The following is a 22,480-nucleotide window of genomic DNA, read 5'->3' as shown; positions in this document are numbered from 1 at the left end:
TTTAAGGTAGCTTTTACAAATACATTTTAAAAAAAGCCCTTCAATTAAAAACCGAAGGGCAATTACTAAATAAACTAACCCGATTTATTTAACTAATTCAAAATATTCTTTTCTATCTGTATTTGAATTTTCGCCTACGAAAACTTCAAAACTTCCAGCTTCGGCTACATTTTTCATCTCAAGGTTATAAAATTTTAAATCCTCTGATGAAATTTCGAAAGAAACTGTTTTGGTCTCTCCTTGTTTCAAATTTACTTTTTCGAAACCTTTCAGTTCCTTAACTGGTCTGGTAACAGAACCTACCAAGTCTCGAATGTAGAGTTGAACTACTTCTTGACCATCATAATTTCCTGTGTTTTTCACATCGACACTCACTTTTAACTCCTCGTTAAACTTGATTTTATGGGACGAAATCTTAAAGTTAGAATATTCGAAAGTCGTGTAACTCAATCCAAATCCGAAAGGATACAATGGACTATTGTCCACATCGGTATATCGAGATTTGTACTTTTGTTCCGAATCAGTTAATCCTAAATAAGGTCTTCCAGTGTTTTTATGATTATAATATATTGGCAATTGCCCCACATTTCTCGGGAATGACATTGGCAATTTTCCATTTGGATTGTTTGCTCCAAAAAGTGTTTGTGCAATGGCATCGCCACCACGAGTTCCAGGCCACCAAGCTTCAAGAATAGCATCCATATTTTCGTTTTCCCAAGTAAGTGTCAATGGTCTTCCGTTGAGTAATACTAAAACAATTGGTTTGCCCAATTTTTTCAATTCAACTAGAAACTCTTTTTGCAACCCTGGCAAATCAATATTCGTTTGAGAAGCTGCCTCTCCAGTCATATTTTCTTTTTCTCCCATAACGGCTACAATAACATCTGCATTTTTGGCATTTTTCAAAGCTTTTTGCATTAAATCTCTTTTGGTACTTTGAATTTCGACACCTTGATCGAATGTAACATTGGAAACATTTTTCAAATAATTGGTTACGCCTTCTTTTACACTTGTTGCTAAACCAGTTCGGTCTCCAAGTGCAGCCCAAGAGCCAATAATATTAAATTCATCACTAACTAATGGACCAACAAAAGCAATTTTTTGATTCTCATTTAATGGTAAAACCTTGTTGTTATTTTTTAATAAAACCAATGATTTTTTGGCAATTTCTAAACTGGCATCTAAAAACTCTGGCTTATAAACAGTAGCTTTTTCCCGTTTTTCATCGGAATATCGATAAGGATCTTCGAATAATCCTAAATCGTATTTTACATCCAAAATTCGCTTACAAGCATCATCGATTTGAGCTAAAGTTACTTTGCCTTCGTCATAAGATTGCTTCAAATAGTTCATATATACTCCGCCAACCATATCCATATCAACTCCTGCATTCATAGCTAATTCTCCTGCATTTTTATCGTCAGTGGCAAAGCCGTGAGCCACCATTTCATTAATACTGGTATAATCTGTTACGACCATTCCGTTAAAATTCCATTCTCCTTTCAAGACATTGCGAATCAAAAATTTATTTCCTGTTGATGGAACACCTGAGATTTCGTTAAAAGAAGTCATAAAAGTCTTAACACCCGCATCTACAGTAGCTTTGAAAGCGGGCAAATAAGTATCACGCAAAACTCTTTCTGACATATCGACTGTGTTGTAATCTCTTCCTGCTTCGGCAGCTCCATAAGCAGCAAAATGCTTGGTACAAGCTAAAATGGTATTATTTTTTGACAAATCATCTCCTTGAAAACCTTTTACATTGGCAATTGCCATTTGTGTTCCTAGAAAACTATCTTCACCAGAACCTTCAGAAACTCTGCCCCATCTTGCATCACGTGCAACATCTACCATAGGAGCAAATGTCCAATGAACACCTGCCGATGCAGCTTCAGTTGCGGCAATTCGAGCTGCTAATTCTACCACTTTGGGATCCCAAGAGGAAGCCATTCCTAGATTAATTGGAAAAATAGTTTTGTAACCGTGAATTACATCATGTCCAAATAACAAAGGAATTTTTAATCTAGAACTTTCTAAATTAATCCGTTGAATTTCTCTAGTTTCTTTGGCTCCAGTGGAGTTAAGAATGGAGCCTACTTTCCCTTGCTGAATTCGTGTAATAAAATTATCACCCGATTTTGGCCCCGTAACCGTTCCATCTGAAGTAAATTGAACCGTCTGGTAAATTTTTTCTTCGATTGTCATTTTTGACATTAAATCAGCCACAAACTCTGCTTTTGGTTTAATTTTAATGGTTTTAACAGCACCTTTCTTTTGGCTAAATCCAAAAAAAGTAACCCCTAAAAGCAGTATAATTAGTTTACTTCTCATTTTTTATTTTTTAATTTGTTTAAACATCCAATCGTAAATTTCTTTATTATCATATACACGAGTCCAACTGTCGTGATTGGCATCATCAAAAATGGTAAGCTTTATATCAGTATTACAGGCTTTCAATTTTTTATAAATGCTTATCGAATAATTTACATCTACCACATCGTCTAATAAACCGTGAAATATTCGGATAGGAATAGTTGCAATTTTGCAGTTTTCAATCATTGGAACACGATCTACAAATCCAGCAATTGGAACCAAGGCAGCAAAAGTATCTGGATGTTCAAAAGCCAAATTCCAAACTCCCCAACCGCCCATACTGAGTCCGGTTAGGTAAATTCTATTGCTGTCAATATTGTATTCTTTTTGGATTTTTAAAATCAATCGATACAATACTTCTGAGTCCCAATATTCGTTTTCTGGACATTGAGGTGCCAAAACATAAGCATCTAAATTATTTGTTTTCAAATATTTGAATGGTCCGTGTACTTTGACTTTTTCGATGTTATTTCCTTTTTCACCAGAACCGTGAAGAAACAATATTAGCGGTTTTTTCTCTTTGGTGTTTTCTGGAATATGCAAGGCATAATTCAGTTCTTTTTGAGTTACAATTTTGGTTTCGATTTTACCATTTACTTCCGTTTGCGCAAAAGAGACCAACGAACCCAATAATGCAATGGCAAGAATTCTAAACTTTTTCATTTTTTAAAAATTATATTTTCCCGAATGAAAACCCAAGTTGATTAAACCCGATTTCACTTCTGGAGCATTCATAAATAATTTCCACAGCAATCCGGTACGGTAATTTTCAATCATCGGAGCAATTGTACCTTGATCGATTGCCAAGTATCTTTTGGTTACCCAATTGTAATGCGGAGAAAATGCATCATAAGGTCCAGCAATTCCAACATATTCGGATTTTTTTTCATTATACAAATACTTTAAAAACTTCATAGATTCTGTAGGTGTATAAGGAAAAGACGAAAGCGCCGCTGTAGGCGTTATTACTCCCAAATCATTATCTGTGTCGTGTGCTGAATAACCTGTAGTTCCATCTGCATTTCGAGAATAACTTGCGGTTAATCCCCAGCATTTTTCAGAATAGCCTTTCCATTTATTAGGATTTACAATAGCGTGTTGGTACATAATTTTAGCCTGATTTTTAGTCAACTCCCAATAATTTGCATATTTATCTGTCAATTTTGAAGGATCTAGACCTAAATAGGAATATTGTACCCAAAATAACGGGCCTACATTTCCACTTACCGTATTGTATTTGAATACTAGAGGAATTCCATACTGCGTTTTATCCGTTGTGATAGCTCCACTTCGCGCCCAAGCTTCGTGATAAGCAGCTGCAGGAATAGGATGCGTTGGTGAAGCTGCACCTAAAACATAGGTAATTAAGCATTCGTTGTAGCCTTCTAATTTGAATTTCATTTCCCATCCAAAATTAGGAGACCAATGCCAATACATTGCGTTTTCACCATTGGTATACCAATTCCATTCTACCGTTTTCCAAAGATTGTCTGCTTTGGTAGCTAATGATTTTTCTTGGTCATTCCCCTCTTTGAAATACTCTCTAACAGCAATCAAACCTTGGCACAAAAAAGCAGTTTCAACAATATCTCCTCCATCGTCTTTTTTTCCAAAAGAGATAGCTTTGCCAGTAGTTCCATCCATCCAATGCGCCCAAGCACCGTGAAAACGATCGGCTTTAGCTAAAAAATCCATTGCAGTTGTCATTCTAGAAACTGCTTCGTCTCTTGGAATGAAACCTCTTTCGACACCAACAATTAAAGACATTAGACCAAAACCAGAACCACCAGTAGTTACTTTATTGGCTTCAAAACTAGGATCATCTGTTAGATATCTTTCTCTTGCTAATTTTGAATTGGTTTCAGCATAGTCCCAAAAATACTTTATAGATTCTTTTTGTACTTGGTCTAAAAGTAGAGTGTCTGTATAATGCTTCTTTTTTTGTGCCGTAGCCTCTTGAATACCTAAAACAGTTAAAAAAAATAGTATAAAAAAGTAGGGTTTGTAACGCATTGCTTAATTTTTTTGTTTTTTAATACTTACTTAATAAATTTTAAAAACCGTATTGTGTTGAATGAAAATCTAAATTAATTAAACCTTGTTTCACTTCGGGCGCATTCATAAATAATCTCCATAAAAGACCCGTTCTATAATTTTCAATCATAGGAACAATTGTACCTTGATCGATTGCCAAATATCGAGGTGTAACCCAAGAGAAAGCTGGCGAAAAAGCATCATAAGGTCCTGCAATTCCTACTAATGTTGTGGGTTTTTGTTCGTATAAATAATGCAAAAATTTTAAGGATTCAACAGGAGTGTAAGGCATTGAGGATAAGGCTGCCGTTGGGCTAATAATTCCTGTGTCATTGGTCACGCTATGTGCATTATAACCTGTAGTTCCATCAGAATTTCTGGTATAACTTGCCGTTAACCCCCAAATGGTATCGCTATAGCCTCTATTAGTATTTACTTTCGCATATTCCACATTTATTTTTGCTTGATTTTGCACCAAACTAAAATAATTTGCATAATTATCTGTCAAACCACGAGGATCTAAACCCAAGTAAGAGTAATGTGCCCAAAATAAAGGTCCAACACTTCCATTGGCACCACTATAATTAAATACAACTGGAATTCCATATTGCGAACCTCCACTTACAATTCCTCCAATTTTTGCCCATCCTAGCGTATATACAGATTTTGAAATTGGATGCGTAGGCGATGATGCCGCTAAAATATAGGTAATTAAACACTCATTATAACCTTCTATCTTTAAATTCATTTGCCAGCCATTTGTGGGAGACCAATGCCAATATAAGACGTTTTCACCGCCTTTGGTGTACCAATCCCATTCTACCCCTTTCCACAAATAATCTGCTTTTGTGGACAATGCCTGCTCTTGAGTTGTTCCATTTTTAAAATATTCTCTTAAAGTTAATAATCCTTGGCAAAGAAAAGCTGTTTCTACCAAATCTCCACCATTATCAAGAGTCCCAAAAGGGATTACCTTACCATTTCTGCCATCCATCCAATGAGGCCACGCACCATGAAAACGATCTGCATTTTCAAGAAAAGTTAATGCTGTTGTTAGTCTTGAAACAGCTTCTGCCCTATTAACAAAACCTCTTTCTATTCCTGCAACCAGTGTCATTAACCCAAAACCTGAACCGCCTGTCGTTACTATGTTTGCATCATTTCCTGGATCGTCTGTATGGTATCTTTCTCTTGCTAATTTCGAATTGGTTTCAGCATACTCCCAAAAGTATTTTATGTCATCTTGTTGTACTTTATCAAGTACTTCAACATCGGAATAAGATATTGGAACTGCTGGAGTTATTTGCGATAAATCACTTGAAACAAACTCATTAGATTTAGAACAGGAAGAAAATATTAAAAATAGAAAAGTTAATATGCTAAAATACTTGAATTGATATTTTCTTTCTTTTTTCATTTATGTATAATTAAAAAGCGTTTTATGTCAATGCCATAAAACGCTTTTATGGTTTAATTTTAAATAATATTTATTGATTCATTACTGTTTGTATTTCACTCAAAGTTAACGCCTTATTAAATATTCTAACTTCATCATATAAGCTTGAATCAGCTTTATGATTCCAATAAGTAAAAGTAGGATCACCTGAACCAATAGATAAATCACTACAACCTGTTAAATTAAGAGGACTAGTTAACGTAGCAGTGCGTTTAAGAACACCATCGAAATAAATTTTTGTCTCAGTTGCTGAAATTGTAAAAGCTATATGTACCCAACTATTATTAGCTACAGTAATTGCTCCCCCATCATTCCATGACTCACCATTTCCAATTCCAACATTAGCTTTAATAGTTTGCAATGTTGCACTTCCTTCTCTAAATAAACGGAAACCATATTTTCTACTTTCATCGCTATTAATTGCTAAAGCTGTAGGATTTCCTACTACTAAAATACCAGATCTATCAGGCGAAGCATTAACTTTATACCAAAAAGTAACACTTAACTCTGACGTTCCAAACAATCCAGCAATTGGAAATGACAAATAAGAATCCGTTGCACCTTGATATGCTGCTCCGGTACGTCCAGCAGTTGAAGTTGTTGGAGTTCCAACTATTGTTGGGCTGCTTCCTGTTACTAGATTTGTAAATACATTCCCAGAAAAAACTGGCATAAATAATTTTTCACCAGCTAAGGGTACATATTTATTGTCTAAATTAAAAAGAAATGATTTAGTTGTAGATTTTCCAGAAAGATCTTTAGCAACTACATTAAATGTATGATTTCCTAAACCAAGATCTTTTTTAACATAAGTATCGGATAAATTTCTATAATCCAAGAATGAGTCATAAGTTTTTAATTTTGTTCCATCTAAAAAAATCTCTACACTTCCAATTTCAATATCATCAGTCACATTAAATTTAAAATTAAAATCTGTTTTTGTTTCTGTAAAAGGAATTAACACATCTGCTGTTGGACTTGCAATTGTAATTGTAGGCGCTGATACATCTTGACCTGGATCTACTTTTGAAATAGGGTCGATATTACTTTCATCGCAGGAAGCAAATGTTAATGATAACAAAATACCTGCTGTTATATATTTAATATTATTTATCATGATACTAATTTAATTAAGGATTAGGGTGACTTTGCACATATTCTTTTAAAACGAAACTCTTGTCTAATTGGGCTAAAGGATAAGGCAAATATTTTTTAACTGTAGTAAATGTTCTGCCGTCATAACTTAATTCAGCCGTTTGATCTAAACGCAATAAATCAAAATAACGAATACCCCATTCCATACCTAATTCAGCATATTTTTCATCCATTACTTGTTGGCTAGTAACACTTGAAACTGCTCCTAAACCTGCTCTTTGTCTTACAAGAGTTACTGCATCTGCAGCAGACCCAGCTGTTCCAGTAGCTCCTCTGGTTAAAGCTTCTGCATACATTAACAATACTTCTGAATATCTGGTTACAATATAATTTTTATTCGTACCATAATCAGCTCTTCCTGGTGTTAATTGTTTCGAAGGTAAATAATGCTTACCACTTGCAAATAAAGCTCTTGAATAATCTTTAATTAGATCCCCATCTCGAGTTGTGTTTGTTATCCAACTTGGAAGGGTTGCATAAAGTGGGTCTGTTTTAATTTGGGCAATTCCTCTATTAGTAAATAAAACGCTTGTTTCTAATCTTTCTTTTTCACCCCTATCCAACATAAATTTGATATATTTAAGGCTTGGCTCATAAAAACCCCATCCAGCGTTAGCACCTGAAACTGCAGGAGTCCAATCTGTAGGGCCATAGAAAGCAAATAAGTGACTATAATTTGTTCCTGAACCAGTTCCAAAATCTGAATATTGAACTTCTAATAAATTTTCATTGGCTAATTTTCCTGGTGTTTTAAATAAACTATAATAGCTTGAATAAAGATCAAACTTACCTGATTTTATAATCATTCCTGTTGCATCGGCCACTCCTTGATAGTCTTTCAATTCTAATTTAGCCATTGCTTTTATAGCCAGAGCTGTATATTTTGTAACACCTCCTTTTAAATCGGTACGCTGATTAGGACGCATATCTAACAAAAATGGAGTTGCTTCATCTATTTGGCTTGAAACCCACTGCATTGTTTCATCTTTAGATCGTACAACTAATTTTGTTTGGTCGGCTGATTCAACATTAAATACTGCACCAAATGTTCTTGATAGCTCTATGGTTAAGAAGGCTCTTAATGTTTTGCATTCGGCAATATATTGATCAATTTTTGCTGAATCAACTCCGCCTTCACGAAATTTCTCCAATTGTTCTATTTGAGTTGTAATTTGCAAAATCTTTTGAAACCAGCTATCCCATAATGAATTATACATCCAATAATTGTTGTCATAAACAAATCTATCGGTGTCTGAAAAAGGGGCTTGATCCCCTAAACCACCAGCATTAACATCATCTCCTCTTACAGAGACTAATGGAATTTGTTCCCAACCCATATCTTGAAATTTTTGATACGACCCTATCAAAGCATTAAAGGCACCTGCTTGACTAGAATAATCAATATTCTCTGAGGTAGTAGACAATTCCAACTCTTCATCAAGCTTGTTTGTACAACTTGATAAAATCAATATTGAAACCAAAAAGATGATTTTCAAATAATTTCTCTTATTCATATCTTTATTTTTTTATTAATTAAAATTTAACACTATACCCTAAAGTAAATACAGAAGGTGTAGGATATGTATCGATATCAACTCCATCAAAACCAACCTCAGGATTAAATCCATTAGACGCTTTTGTCCATAAAAAAGGCCTATCAACAGTAACTGTAAATCTCATTTCTGGAATTTTTGACCCTCTTAAATTATACCCTAATTGAATGTTTTGTACTCTTAAAAAATCACCATCAGCCAAGAAAAATTTTGAATTTCTTTGGTTCCAGGATTGACGATACCCTTCAGATGAAGGCATATCATTTGAAGTTCCTTCTCCATGCCAACGATTTATAGCTAAATCGGCATCAATATTTCTTCCTTGGGTTCTAATAACTTCAGCACGGTTTCTATTTAAAATTACATTTCCTCCTTGTCCATAGAAAGTGGCAGAAAAATCCCAGTTTTTATAATTCAAACCGATTGAACCTCCATAATAAAAAGTAGGAACAGGAGAGCCTAAGAATACTCTATCGTTTGCATCCAAAACGCCATTCCCATCTACATCTCTATATTTAAAATAGCCAGGTTTTACTGTTCCTGCTCCTCCTGCATTTGCAGCTATTGCAACAGGATCAGCATCAACTTCTGCTTGGTTTTGATAAACTCCAACTATATCCCAGCCTAAAAACTCATCAATAGCTTGACCTACTGTTAAACGTTGTCTGAATTCTGCAACTCCTCTATCTATAAAAGGTTGTCCATTTAAACTCGTAACTTCATTTTTAATTTTACTAAAATTACCTGATATATTATAGCCGAAATTTTCATTAATTTTACCTTTCCAAGTTGCAGTAAGTTCAAATCCTTTATTTCTTAAAGAACCTACATTTCTATAACTCACTTCACTACCAACTTGTGGGTTAACTGGAATTGCTAAATCTTTAGTGTCTTTTACAAAATAATCAGCTTCGATTGACAATCTGTTTTTAAATAATTCTACAGATAAACCAAAGTTCGATTCTTCTGTATATTCCCAAGATAATTTATCAGAGAAAGTTGAAAAATTGAATCCTGTTAGCAACTGATTATCAAACACGGTTGAAGCTGTAACTGCACTTTGTGGTCTGCTATTTGGAACGGCATCGTTTGCTAATCGCCCCCAACCTGCTCTAAATTTAAGTAAATCTAAATTTTTTATCCCCTTCAAAAAACTTTCTTCAGATGCTATCCATCCCAAACCAACGGCTGGTAAAGTCACATATTTTTGATCGTATTTATTTGAGCCTTCATTTCTTATTGTAGCATAAGCAATATATCTATTTTTGAATTTATAAGACAATCTACCAAAATAGGAAGAACCATAAAAACGAGTTCCTTCATCACTCGAAGTTCTTGTTGTCGGATCTGTATTTTGTAAATACCACGTTTGCTCTTTATCTCGTACAAATGGACCTCCATTCACAAAAAAACCTTTAATATTTGTTTTTGAATACGAATCATCTCTAAATGAAAATCCTCCTAAGGCTGTAAAATTATGGTCGCCAAATTTTTGAGTATAAGTCAATGCATTGTCAAAAATATAATTTTCATATACTAGATTATTACGCTCAATTGATGATTGTTCTGTAGTTCTTTGATATGAACTATTTGCGAAATAAGGCAATAATACAATACGTTCATTATCATTTCTAGAGTTATATGACAAAGACGTTTTAAAGTTTAATTTTTGAGGTAAAATACTAAAATCAGCATACACATTAGCAATGGTACGTCTTCTATCTCCTCTTTTGTTAGAATTATCTAATAAAGAAAAAGGATTTTGATGATCTCTATACCCAATTGCTTGAGCATCTGCATAAGGAGTAGGAGAAGCATCAGTATAAGAAGAGTCATAAACAGGTAAAATAGGCACTGCAAAATAAACTTGTTGCCAAGCACTTGCTTCGTCATCATATTTTGTACTCTTGCTATAAATTAAGTTTGCACCTACTTTTAACCAATCTTTTGCTTTAATATCTACTTTTGCTCTAATGTTGAATCTCTCATAACTATTTTTCATATTTAAAATACCATCTTGAGTAAAGAAATTTCCTCCAACAGCATAAGCTACATCATCAGTTCCTCCTTCAACAGAAAGATCATGACTTTGAATAGAAGCATCTCTAAGTACTTCTTTATACCAATCTGTATTTACATCGGGTAAGTTTGGGTTTGTTCTACTCCTTCCATAGCGTTGAATAGCAGACTGAACACTAGCAATTTCAGAAGCAGATCCAGATTCTAAAGCAAAATTTGCAAATTGTTCTGCATTTGCCATTTTAAGTACATTATTGGCTCTTTGAATACCATTATAACCTGTATAAGTAATTCTAGCTTTTCTATTAAACTTACCACCTTTAGTAGTAATTAAAATAACTCCATTTGCTGCTCTAACTCCATAAATTGCAGAAGCTGAAGCATCTTTTAAAATAGTAAAATCTTGAATATCCGAAGAATTCAAAAAGTCAATACTATCAACAAAAACACCATCTACTACATACAATGGAGTAGAATTTCCATACAAAGAGTGTAATCCTCGAATGTTAATCTCTGGGGAGTCTCCAGGAGATCCAGAACTACTAATTTGAACCCCTGCAACCTTACCTTGAACTCCTTGCACGACCTGACCTGCCGGAGTTTTTTGCAAATCCTCTGATTTAATTGTAGAAATTGAACTCGTTAAATCAATTTTCTTTGCTGTCCCATACCCAATAACCACTACCTCTTTCAATGCAGTATCTGACTCTTTTAAGACAACTTTCATATTTGAAGTTGCTTTTTTTGTGGTAGATTCATATCCAATAAAAGAAAACTCTAAGGTTTCATTTTCTTTGGCTTTAATAGAAAAATTACCATCAAAATCGGACGTTGCAGATGTCTTTGATTCCATCGATACAATATTTGCACCAGGAATTGGCAATCCTTTTTCATCTTGTAGTTTACCTTTTATAACTTGTCCAGACATATAAGCCGGTAGTAAGATGAGTGCTAAAAAGCTAAAAATAAAATTTCTCATAAATTAATAATTGTTTAAGTTAGTGGAGCCAAATTAGGCAATTACAACGTTATAGTAAGCTAAATAGAGATACTACACAAATACATCAATCAATATAACAATAACAATAAATCAATGTTTAAAAGAAGTATAGAAAGATAAAAACACAAGCTAATACATCATATGATGTAGTAATGATGTATTGCAATAATGCAAATAAATAATGAAAAAAAAATATTATCTATAAAAAATACAACCTATTTATAGAGATAACAAAAATTTGGAGAGGTTTTCGTCCTGAATGAGGTTCAATTTCTTTCTTAATCTGTAACGTTGCAACTCAACACCACGGAAAGAAATATTCATCAATGGAGCAATTTCTTTTGAAGAAAGATTCATTTTTAAATAAACACATAATTTTATATCCTTTGGAGTTAGATTTGGATATTTTTTGGAAATCTTTATTATAAATTCATCGTGAATTTGATTCAGATTAGTTTCAAAAGTTTGCCATTCGTGCTTGTTGACTGCATTTGATTTTATTACTTTTTTGATTTCGCTCTTAAGCCTATTGAAATCTACTTCTTTATCTAAAATTTCTTGAATACTTTCAATCATTTCGCTTTGCTTTGCAATTGAAAGTGATTTACCAGTAACTTCAGACGATTTTGTTTGCAGTTCTAATTCTAAAATATGCTTTTCATATTCTTGGATATTTAATTCATTTTCTGCTATTAATTTCATCTCAAGGATTTTCTTCTGATGCTTCAATTCTTCTTCCTGCAAAGCTAATTTTTGAATGTATCGCATTTTATTCCATTTATAATAAACATACGATATTGTTCCTAAAATAGCTATATACAATAAAATCATCCAAATAGAAAAATACCAGGGTTTTGCAACAATAAACTCAAAACTGGAAACTTCACTATAATGTGAACCATCATATTGAAAAATGGTAATATTATGAGTACCACTATTCAAATTATTCAAAATTATAATACCTTCTTTTATAAGAATAAAATCATTTGAATCATTCGTTTTATAAAATAAGCTTGGTTTTGAGATACCATACATTCCTGAAATTATTCCTATTTTTAATTCTGAATTATACTTGATTTTTGATTTATTTTTAACCAAATTCGTAGCATTAAAAGCTTCAATCTTTATAGTAGTACTCTGCTTAGTTTCATTTTTCAATTGAAGAGAAATAAACCCATCATCCAGGTTTAATAAGTAATTGTTTTTGTTTTTGAAAATTTTTATATTGTCATTAATAATTTTTCCTCTATAATATTTTTCTTGAATACTATTCCAAACAAACTTGTTTTCATTGGCATAAATATGAAATATAAGTCCTTCTTGAAGTACCACAAAGTTACTTTCGTCAATAGCAACTATATCTGAAATTTTTTTAAAATTAGTATTAAACAAATCATTTTCTACTAATTTATTGGTGATAGAATTATAAGTGAACCAAGAATTATGAATTAAGAAGAGAATTTCGTTTCGAAATTCAAATATTTTTACTCCAAAATCATTTGCAATTTTACTCTTTTGCGTCACATTTTCAACCCTAATAGTTTCGAATGCGTCATTGTATAAAATCCTATATAAACCTCTATAATTATCGGCTGCCCAGATCTCATTTTTCCTGTTTTGTGCTACATATTTTATTGGCTTTAAAAGCTTATTAATGATGTGTTTTTGAGATAAATCATTTGGGTTATTGTAAATCCATACACCACTATAAGAAGCTTGAAGATAAGAATTATTGATGTTGCTTTTGGTCAAATTCCAAGCACCACTTATAGTATTCAATTTAGTAAACTGTCCCTTATCATAAACAAGTGTCCCTCCAAAATAACCTATAAGATATTTATCATTCATTTTTCCAATATTCCATGCTTGCCCTTCGGTATTTGGGACTAAAGAAAACTGATTTTCTTCATATTTAAAAAGCCCATGATTAGAAGCCATTAAATACCCTTTTTCAGTAGTTGCTACAGAATATACAGAACCCAAAACTCCCGAATTATCATAAAAAATAGCAATAGGAGAATTGACTTCAATATGAGCAATCCCGTTATCTAAACCTAGCCACAAATTATTTTCTTTATCTTGACCAATGCTCAAAATTGAATTGTTCATCAAGACATTATTCCTATTTATATTCTTAAAAGAATTGTCCTTTAAATCAAAAATATAAACCCCTTTACTAGCTGTCCCAATAATCAATTTATTATTTTTGATAAATTTAGCAGCATTGATATATGCTGTTTTCAAAATGGAGTTCAAAGGATTTTTCCAAGAACTTAAAACACCATTTTTGGAAATAAAAACACCATTTTTTTGAGTAAATATATAAGTTGAATTTTGATATTTTCCGATAGAGTGAATCACATTATTTTCCAACTTTTCCCATCCTTTTACTTTTGACATCTTAGAATTATTCATTCTATAAATACCACTACCAACAGAGGCGACCAAAAGTTGATTGTCGATTACAAAGCAATAAGAAATTAAAAATGTAAGTTTAGTTTTCTTTAATATTTTGCCATCGTAAAGAAAAATCTCATTGAAAGACTGAAAATAAATTTGATTGTTAAACTTAAAAATTTTCCAAATTTCTTCATTTTCACTGTCTTTAAAAACTTTTTTATCTCCAGAGATTGAGACATAAATCATTTTTCCTTCTTTTCGAAACCAATATCCAAATTCTTTATAAGAACCTGTATAAATCTTATCACCATCCACAAAAACAGATCGTATTATGGTTTTATTAGGCAATAAATAGCGTTCCCATTTTACTTCATCATAGCGCAATAAATAATGATTATTAGCAAAATACATTGCATTGTCATTACCTTGGGCTACATTCCAAATTTGATTGTCTCCCTGATAGTTGGATTTATTATAATTTTCAACAAAAGGTAATAACTCCTGCGAGTAAAGCTGAAATGATAGGAGCCAGAAAAAAATTATTTTAAAAGTAAAATATTTCAAAATTTGGTGTTTTAAGTAATTGCTAAAATTTAATGTCCTATTTTAATGGAATCCTAAATATATTCTTTGCCACAGATTTCACAGATTAGCACAGATTAATTCTTCACGTAGCTTAAAAATCTTTTTAATCCTTCAAATCAGTGGCAACAACTCTTTTTAATAATTGTTTATTGTATTTTTATATTGCGACAATATATCTTTCTAATTACTTATCTTCAAATATAATCACATTTTTTCAAATAAGTCCTAAAAAAAACTTCCTGAATAGGAAGCCTTTTATTTATATACAATTTAAAAAAATAAATTATTTCCCATTCACATAATCTTGCAGATAACTGAATCTTGGAGTGAGTTTTCCTTTTTCGGTCATTTTTGCACGTTGCAAAATTCCGTCTTTGTCCCCATTAAAAAAAGCTGGAATTACGTGCTCCATAAACATTTCTCCAAAACCTTCGCTAGCATCTTTTGGTAATTCACAGGGCAAATTATCAACCGCCATCACAACTATTGCCGCAGGATGAAAAATATCAACTTCTTTATTTTCGATAGGCAAATAACCATATAAAGGCTCCTCAATTGTTGCTGAACGCAATGTGCAGGCTATTGGACCATTTACATCACAAGAAATATCGGCAACTACTTTTATTTTGCAATCCTTTGATTGAAGCATTTCGCGTGTGAGAATTTTTGGTGCTTCATTAGCGTGAAAATGTCCCGTTATGTATATATCAGATACCTTTGTAAATCGCTCAAAATCGGATACATATTCCTGTGGATTCTGAAAGAAATCATTAAAATCCAATACCCTTCCGTCTTCTCTTTTATTATAATCCAACACATCAATTTGTGTATAGACTGGCTGTGTATAGTTTTTTGTTAAATAATTTTCGACAGTGACTTCTGTTATTTTTAGAGCATCTAGAACTTCTTTTACTCCGCTTCCCACTTTTCCAGTTCCTGTAATTACAAATTTCAAAGGAGGTAAAATTAAGCGTTTCAAATGGGTAATTAGAGCCTCTTTTCCAGAGAGTGATTCTGCTTTAGGAAGTTTGAATAATTCGAATTTAATTCCAAAAGCTCGAATGCTATTATAAGTACCAACAATTCCCGCATATTTTCCAAAACCAATTAACCGGCGATTATGAGAGTCAACCAAAGTTTCATGATCATAAAAATCAATATTCTTTTCTAATAAAGCTTGCAAAAGTTTCCTATTGTGAGGTTGTTTCTTGATAGTATGCGAAAAAAAGAAATACGATTTATTTGGAATTAAATAATCTTCTGGAACTTCTTTTACACCAAAAAAAACATCACAATTACTGATGTCATTGGTGACCTCAATTCCCATATTGCTATATTGATCGTCTATAAAAATCCTGACGTCTGAACTTTCGACTTTTATGGAAACACCTTGATATAATTGTTTTATTCTAGCCAATTCATCCGGTGAGAATACAACTCTTCTATCAGGTGGATTTTTTCTCTCTTTTATAATTCCAAATTTCATATTTCAAGGGATTTATTTTAATATAACTTTTGTGTTAGTTATTGTTACAAATATAACAAATTTAATCACTCAAAATTTCATTTACAAAAAAAGTTTTGGGGTAAAAAAACATTAAAACCTGATTTCTAATAGAATGGGATAAAACGAAATAATACAGCACAAAATAATGTTAAGGTTTTCGGAAAATTGACAAATGAAAAGGTATTGATTCTATATATTTGTCTTTCTAGAAAAATTAAAATGAAATTTATAAAAAAGGCAAATATACTACAATTACTCTTTCTAATCTTGGTTTTGAGTTCTTGCAACAAACAGAAAAAAACAGAACTCAAGGATTCCGAACTTCCTGAAGACACTTTGCCTAAAATGAAACCTTTGACGAATGAAGTTCCAAAACTAACTGCAGAATATATCACTTCTAAAAAAAGAGCTATAGATGCTTTTTATAAAATTAATTGGCCCAACAACAGTCTAAACGGCAGTTTTCTTGTAGCCAAAAATGGGCAAATAATTTATGAGAGATACGAAGGTTTTTCTAATTTAAGAGATAAAACACCTATTACTAAAGATACTCCATTACATCTAGCATCAGTAAGTAAAGTAATTACCGCAACGGCAGTCTTGAAATTGGTAAATGCAAAAAAAATAGATCTAGACCAAAAAGTAAATACTATTTTAAAGGAATTTCCCTATCCAGAAGTTACTGTTAGAACACTTTTAAATCATCGAAGTGGGATGCGAAGTTATTCTTATTTCACTGATAAAAAAGAAATTTGGGATAGACATACTATTTTAACTAATCAAGCTATTTTAACACTTTTGGCAACAAAAGACATTGGTTTAGAATCAAAAACTGACACTCGATTTGCTTACTGCAATACTAATTATGCCATTTTGGCTTTGATTATAGAAAAGGTAACCGGACTCAAATACAAAGAAGCAATGAAACAAATGATTTTCGATCCACTTGGAATGAAAAACACATTTGTGATGGATTATGATAAAGATAGAAAAACTGTAGCACCCTCCTATAAAGGAAACAGAGTTGAGATTGGAATGGATTTTCTTGATGCCGTTTACGGTGATAAAAACATATATTCTACACCAAGAGATTTATTAAAATTAGACCGAGCAAGAAGTGCTGCCACATTTTTAGAACCAAAATTACTAAATCAAGTTTATATTGGATATAGCAATGAACATAAAGGTAAAAGAAATTATGGTCTTGGCATCCGGATGACTCAATGGGAAACAGGACAAACTCTCTATTATCACAATGGCTGGTGGCACGGAAATACTTCGTCCTACGTAACTTTGAGGAAAGAGAATGTTACTATTATTTCATTATCGAACAAGTTTTCGAGAAATCCCTATAACGTTAGAAAATTGTCAGCATTATTTGGTGATTATCCGTTTAAGCTGGGTAAAGACGAAAGTGAAGAATAATTTTTTTTAAAATAATGTTCAAATTCAAGATAAAGAATATAGATTAAAAAAAGGTATATTTGCAAACTCAATTATTGGAATAGTTTTTGACAATTGAAAATCAATAATGGGGTCGACTGGTTTTGACAGCAAGTCGAATTGAAAAGTAAGCACGTCGAGAACTGGGACAATTCTCGTAAATAAAAGGTCTCAAAACACATACACGGCGAAGGAAACTACGCTCTTGCTGCATAATCTGAATTATAGTAAGATTAGCCTCGTCCGCGCAAGGCGCGGAAAGCAGGATTCATCTCGAAAGCTCTGGTTTATAGCGGTCGATAAAGATGAATCGTAAATTTAAACCTAGATATTCACAAGCTACGGGTGGATTTCGAAACTAAAGTAGCTAAGCAAAGTGTGGCTGTTTCTGGCCTAGCACAAAGTCGAAAATTCAATCAGGAAATAAGCGTGTAGAAAGTTTTTTAGTTGCTTGTTTGGACGGGAGTTCGACTCTCCCCGACTCCACTGGTAGTAAAAACATCTCTAAATAAATTTAGGGGTGTTTTTTTTTATTTGTATTTCTCTACAACTTGTAATTCATCCTTAATTTAAGTAATTTTGAAAATGTAAAAACAAGACTTATTTTACTCGATTATGAAAAAAATAATTTTGATATTGACCTTCACTCTATTTCTAAATTTGCTTTATGCTCAAGATAAAAAAGCAAATAATCCCGATGCTTCTTTAAAAGAAACTATCTATAATGAAAATAAAAAAAAGGTAGCTAATTATTCTTTAAAAGAATTTGACGCATTGTTTTTTGAATTTTTCGAAAAGAAATCAAATCCAGATATCTTATTGACAAAAGAAGAATTCTATAATTATACTATTAAGATTGGCATTTTTTCTGATCGATTAGCTACATTATATCCAAAAGAAAAAGAAACTGCTACCAAAAATAAAGAAATGTGGTTTGCTGAAAATTATGAAGATTATTTACTTACCAAAGAGTCTTCAAAAAAATAATTTTCGTTCAATATAATTAGTCAATTACTTCATCGACATAATTATAAACTCACTACGTCTATTAGCTTGATGCTCTTCTCCGGTGCAATTTACACCATCAGAACATCCATTTACGAGTTGAGTTTCGCCATATCCTTTACTTGTCAATCGGCTAGCATCTATCCCTTTTTTCACCAACCATTGCATTGTCGATTTAGCTCTTTTATTTGACAAATTAAGATTATATTGGGCCGTTTGTCTACTATCCGTATGAGAGCGAACATCAATTTTCATTGCTGGAAATTGTTTCATTACTTCGGCTACTTTTTCGAGTTGAAAAGCAGCATCTGGTCTTATATTCCATTTATCTAAATCAAAATAAATAATTGGAATATTTACAGTTTTAGCTAAATCTGTTCCAACACCTATTGGTTTGATCCTTCTCTCTAATGATAAATTTAAATACGTTTTACCTGTAGATTTTCCAGTAGTTACATTATTTTCATTTGTTTCAAAATCTAGTTTTTGAGCTCTTACATAATAGTTTTTACCGCATTCTACATCAAAACTGTACAATCCTTTTCCTTGTACAATATATTCTTTTACAAGCTGAAAATTCTCATCAAATAAACTTACTTTGTAATCCGTAAGCACTTCACCAGTATCTTGGTCAGTAATTATTCCTGTCAATTCTTGATTGCAACCTAGTTTTAGCGTTTCTGTAAATCTATAAATATCATCAAAACCTTTACCTCCATCTCTATTAGATGTAAAAAATCCGTTGCGACTTTTGCTGTCAATTATAAACGCAAAATCATCTTGAGGTCCATTTACTGGAGCACCCACATTTTGAATCTCTTTAAATCCGTTATCCTTTTCAATTTTAGAAACAAATATATCTAAACCTCCAAGTCCTGGTCGTCCATCGCTAGCAAAATACAATTCATTTTCTTCAGATATAAAAGGAAAAGTTTCCTTTCCTTCAGTGTTTATTCTATTTCCTAGATTTCCGGGTGTACCAAAACTTCCATCCTCGTTTATTGTTACTTTAAATAAATCTGATTGTCCAATGGTTCCTGGCATATCCGATGCAAAATACAATGTTTTACCATCCGTACTTAAAGCAGGATGGGCAACACTATATTGATCGCTATTAAAAGGTAACTCGATAATATTGCTCCATTTTCCTTCCTCTAATGTGGCTTTGTAAATCTTTAATAAAGTAGTTTTTTGAGCATCTTCTCCCCTTTTCCCATCTAAATAATTGTTTCTAGTAAAATACATTGTATTACCATCTTTGGTAAAAACAGGAGTCGATTCATTGAATTTATCATTTATTTTGTCTCCAAATATTTTTGGTTCTTCAAGTGTTCCATCTGCATATCGTTCAGAACCAAAAAGATTTGTAAAAGGTTGATTGGTTCGTTTGGAAATTTTTTTAGATATTCCACGTACCTCTCTTGAAGAAGCAAATATTATTTTATTTTGAAAAAAAGAACTTCCAAAATCAGACAACTCTGAATTAATACCCGCATTTGCGATATCGAATCTTCCTGAATTAGCTTTGATTTCTTCGAGGTAATTTTTATGAGTTAAATATAGTTTTGCTCTTTGATCATTACCTGATTTTACATTAAATTGCTCCAACATTTTATCGGCATTAGTGTAATCACCCAATGATTTTAGTGCTTGAGAATATCTATAATAATATTCTGGCACTTGCTCTGGATTCATTGCAAAAAGTTCTCCATACCATTTTGCCGCTTTTTCTAGTTCAGCATTAAAATAATAGGCATTTCCTAGTTTTTGAAATAATTGTTCATCTTTATATCCTTTCTCTGCTACTCGTTCATATATTGTTATAGCATCAACATAAGCATATTGTTCATATTGTTTATTGGCTTCGGCTACTTTTGCTTTTTGCGAATACCCATAGAGAGAAATTAGGCTAAAAAACAGGCTATAAATTAAGGTTGAATTTTTCATAATTGGTGGGGATTAGAAGAATCTAGGAGAAACTACTCTACTGTATTTGTTGAATAATTCGTAACGCAGGAATATTTCGTGTGTACCTGAATTGTAGTTGGCTAATTTTGTGGTTTCTAAATCATATCCATAACCTATAAACCAAGAATCGGATACTTGGAAGCCAACCATAGCACTTACTGCAGCACTCCATCTGTAAGCAACTCCTAAAACGACTTTTTCGTTTATCATAAAATTTCCTGATACATCAACTTGTAATGGTGCACCTTCAACCATTTTGGCAAGCATTGATGGTTTAAATTTTACACTATTACTCAATTCAAAGACGTGTCCGGCAATAAAATAATAATGAATTTTTTCTTTTGCAACGTGACTATTGGCTCCAATGTTTGCATATTTATCGAAATGATTTGTTTCCAATAAGTTTGGGGCCGATAATCCAATGTATGAATTATCAGAATACAAATAAAGTCCAACTCCAATATTTGGAGAAAATTTGTTATCTATATTCGTATCAAAACTATAGTCATTTTTGTCGTATTGGTTCAACTTAGTAAAGTCGATATTAAGTAAATTAGCAGATGCCTTTAATCCAAATGACAACTTATAGGAATCCGAAGTAAAAATCGTATAAGACAAATCTACTGCAATATTATTTTCATCTGAAGGCCCAATTTTATCGTTTATAATTGAAACCCCAAGTCCTAAATTACTTCCATTTATTGGCGTATTTATCGACGCAGTGTTTGTTGTTGGTGCTCCATCCAGACCTACCCATTGTGTTCGATGCAATGCAAAAACACTCATCACATCTTTGGAACCTGCATAAGCTGGGTTGATGTTGATTGTATTGTACATATATTGTGTAAACTGGGCATCTTGTTGCGCATAACTGGCACTTATAGAAAGTATTAAAACCAATATTATTAATTTTGTTTTCATTTGTTTCGAATTTTAATCCTGAGGGTTTTACCCCCTCAGGAATTAGTTTATCTATTTTCTATTAATATATAAGTAACCTGCTTTTTGATGACCATTAGCATTACTATCCTTGTATTTGAAGACATAATAATAGGTTCCTTCCGGTAATTCTTCAGAACGATTAACCGTTACACGACCTTCGGATACTCCTCTGAAAGCTCTGTCATCATTGTTGTAATGTTCTCTTTCGAAAACTAAAACACCCCAACGATTAAATATTTCAACAGAGTTATCAGGATAACATTCTAGACCTCGGATATAGAAGACATCGTTTTCTCCATCTCCATTTGGTGATACTGCATTAAATACTTCAATAACACAACCTGAGATAGATAATACAGTTGGATTATCACTGCTTATATTCAAATCATCTGAAATATCTTGAACAATAGTTCCGTTAGAGCTAGTTCCCTCAACAGTTACTTGATTTGTTACAGTTCCTAAGTTTATATCTGATTGCAGCAGAGCATATGTTGCAGTAAATGTTGTGGAATCTGTTTGTCCCACACCTAAAGATATTGGACCTCCATTAATCGGAATTCCTAGTAAATTATTTGGAATCGAAATATTAGTAAGAGTTACATTTCCTGTATTAGATATTGCAAAACTATATGTTACTGTCTCTCCAGCTTGTGCAAAACCATCTCCATTGTTATCATCAAATACTGCAGTTGCAATTATAGCAATACTTGGTGTTTGAGCAAATTTAATTACTGTAGGAGTGTCATTACCATCACTTGGATCACCATTATCTGAAACATCAGATACCCTTTTACCATTTGGATCAATACCTGAAACTGTAGCTGTATTAATTACACTTCCAGCATCTATATCAGATTGAGAAATAGTATATGTTCTCGTAATGGTAGTTACTGCACTTACATCTAAAATACCTGGAATTGTAATTGGTGTTACAGATAGTAAAGGATCATCTATTTCAATAGTATCCAACGGTACATTTCCAGTATTGGTAATTGTAAACGTATAAGTAATTATAGTTCCAACTTGACCAATTCCATTAA

Annotated in this window: 14 protein-coding genes and 1 other RNA gene; 3 read left to right on the top strand and 12 right to left on the bottom strand. The window is 32.5% G+C overall.

Annotation, left to right across the window (positions count from 1 at the left end):
- Positions 1-84: 84 nt before the first annotated feature.
- From bglX to PHC28_RS01905, 9 genes are all read right to left on the bottom strand, one after another.
- The gene (gene bglX, locus PHC28_RS01945; RefSeq protein WP_300096244.1) at positions 85-2,331 is read right to left on the bottom strand and encodes a beta-glucosidase BglX; all 2,247 of its coding nucleotides are present in this window, start codon (positions 2,329-2,331) and stop codon (positions 85-87) included.
- A gap of 3 nt (positions 2,332-2,334) precedes the next feature.
- On the bottom strand, positions 2,335-3,036 hold the full coding sequence (locus PHC28_RS01940; protein WP_300096241.1) for a prolyl oligopeptidase family serine peptidase: 702 nt from the start codon (positions 3,034-3,036) through the stop codon (positions 2,335-2,337).
- A 3-nt stretch (positions 3,037-3,039) separates the two neighbouring features.
- A complete protein-coding gene (locus PHC28_RS01935; protein ID WP_300096238.1) occupies positions 3,040-4,386 on the bottom strand; it encodes a glucoamylase family protein in 1,347 nt (448 codons plus the stop codon).
- A gap of 40 nt (positions 4,387-4,426) precedes the next feature.
- The gene (locus PHC28_RS01930; protein ID WP_300096235.1) at positions 4,427-5,824 is read right to left on the bottom strand and encodes a glucoamylase family protein; all 1,398 of its coding nucleotides are present in this window, start codon (positions 5,822-5,824) and stop codon (positions 4,427-4,429) included.
- 70 nt (positions 5,825-5,894) lie between these two features.
- Positions 5,895-6,944 (bottom strand): LamG domain-containing protein, encoded by a 1,050-nt coding sequence (locus PHC28_RS01925; RefSeq protein WP_300096232.1) that lies wholly within the window; start codon positions 6,942-6,944, stop codon positions 5,895-5,897.
- Positions 6,945-6,993: 49 nt separating this feature from the next.
- Complete coding sequence (locus tag PHC28_RS01920) at positions 6,994-8,532, bottom strand: RagB/SusD family nutrient uptake outer membrane protein (RefSeq protein ID WP_300096229.1); 1,539 nt, start codon at positions 8,530-8,532, stop codon at positions 6,994-6,996.
- A gap of 19 nt (positions 8,533-8,551) precedes the next feature.
- Complete coding sequence (locus PHC28_RS01915; protein ID WP_300096226.1) at positions 8,552-11,569, bottom strand: TonB-dependent receptor; 3,018 nt, start codon at positions 11,567-11,569, stop codon at positions 8,552-8,554.
- A gap of 240 nt (positions 11,570-11,809) precedes the next feature.
- The gene (locus PHC28_RS01910) at positions 11,810-14,554 is read right to left on the bottom strand and encodes a histidine kinase (protein ID WP_300096221.1); all 2,745 of its coding nucleotides are present in this window, start codon (positions 14,552-14,554) and stop codon (positions 11,810-11,812) included.
- 304 nt (positions 14,555-14,858) lie between these two features.
- Positions 14,859-16,061 carry an NAD(P)-dependent oxidoreductase gene (locus PHC28_RS01905; RefSeq protein WP_300096217.1) on the bottom strand — a complete coding sequence of 401 codons (1,203 nt, stop codon included), beginning with the start codon at positions 16,059-16,061 and terminating at the stop codon, positions 14,859-14,861.
- 240 nt (positions 16,062-16,301) lie between these two features.
- On the opposite strand from PHC28_RS01905, the gene PHC28_RS01900 reads away from it, so the two are divergent.
- The 3 genes from PHC28_RS01900 (at position 16,302) to PHC28_RS01890 (ending at position 18,512) form a co-directional block, all read left to right on the top strand.
- Positions 16,302-17,507 (top strand): serine hydrolase, encoded by a 1,206-nt coding sequence (locus tag PHC28_RS01900; RefSeq protein WP_300096214.1) that lies wholly within the window; start codon positions 16,302-16,304, stop codon positions 17,505-17,507.
- 108 nt (positions 17,508-17,615) lie between these two features.
- Positions 17,616-18,014, top strand: a transfer-messenger RNA (tmRNA) gene (gene ssrA, locus PHC28_RS01895).
- Between the two features lie 126 nt (positions 18,015-18,140).
- Positions 18,141-18,512: a hypothetical protein gene (locus PHC28_RS01890; RefSeq protein ID WP_300096211.1), complete on the top strand. Its 372-nt coding sequence runs from the start codon at positions 18,141-18,143 to the stop codon at positions 18,510-18,512.
- Positions 18,513-18,536: 24 nt separating this feature from the next.
- Here PHC28_RS01890 and PHC28_RS01885 read toward each other — a convergent pair whose 3' ends face one another.
- The 3 genes from PHC28_RS01885 to PHC28_RS01875 all read right to left on the bottom strand — a co-directional run.
- Positions 18,537-20,477, bottom strand: coding sequence for an OmpA family protein (locus tag PHC28_RS01885; RefSeq protein WP_300096208.1), 1,941 nt, complete (start codon positions 20,475-20,477; stop codon positions 18,537-18,539).
- Between the two features lie 12 nt (positions 20,478-20,489).
- Entirely contained in the window at positions 20,490-21,419 is a 930-nt protein-coding gene (locus tag PHC28_RS01880) for a type IX secretion system membrane protein PorP/SprF (RefSeq protein WP_300096205.1), read from the bottom strand.
- Positions 21,420-21,470: 51 nt separating this feature from the next.
- Positions 21,471-22,480 (bottom strand): gliding motility-associated C-terminal domain-containing protein (locus tag PHC28_RS01875; protein WP_300096203.1); only part of this gene is annotated, 1,010 nt, incomplete at its 5' end.

The sequence above is a fragment of the Flavobacterium sp. genome, assembly GCF_028712645.1.
Classification (GTDB): domain Bacteria; phylum Bacteroidota; class Bacteroidia; order Flavobacteriales; family Flavobacteriaceae; genus Flavobacterium.
The sequence above is the reverse complement of the archived record's forward strand: the minus strand, read 5'-3'. Positions and strand labels throughout refer to the sequence as shown.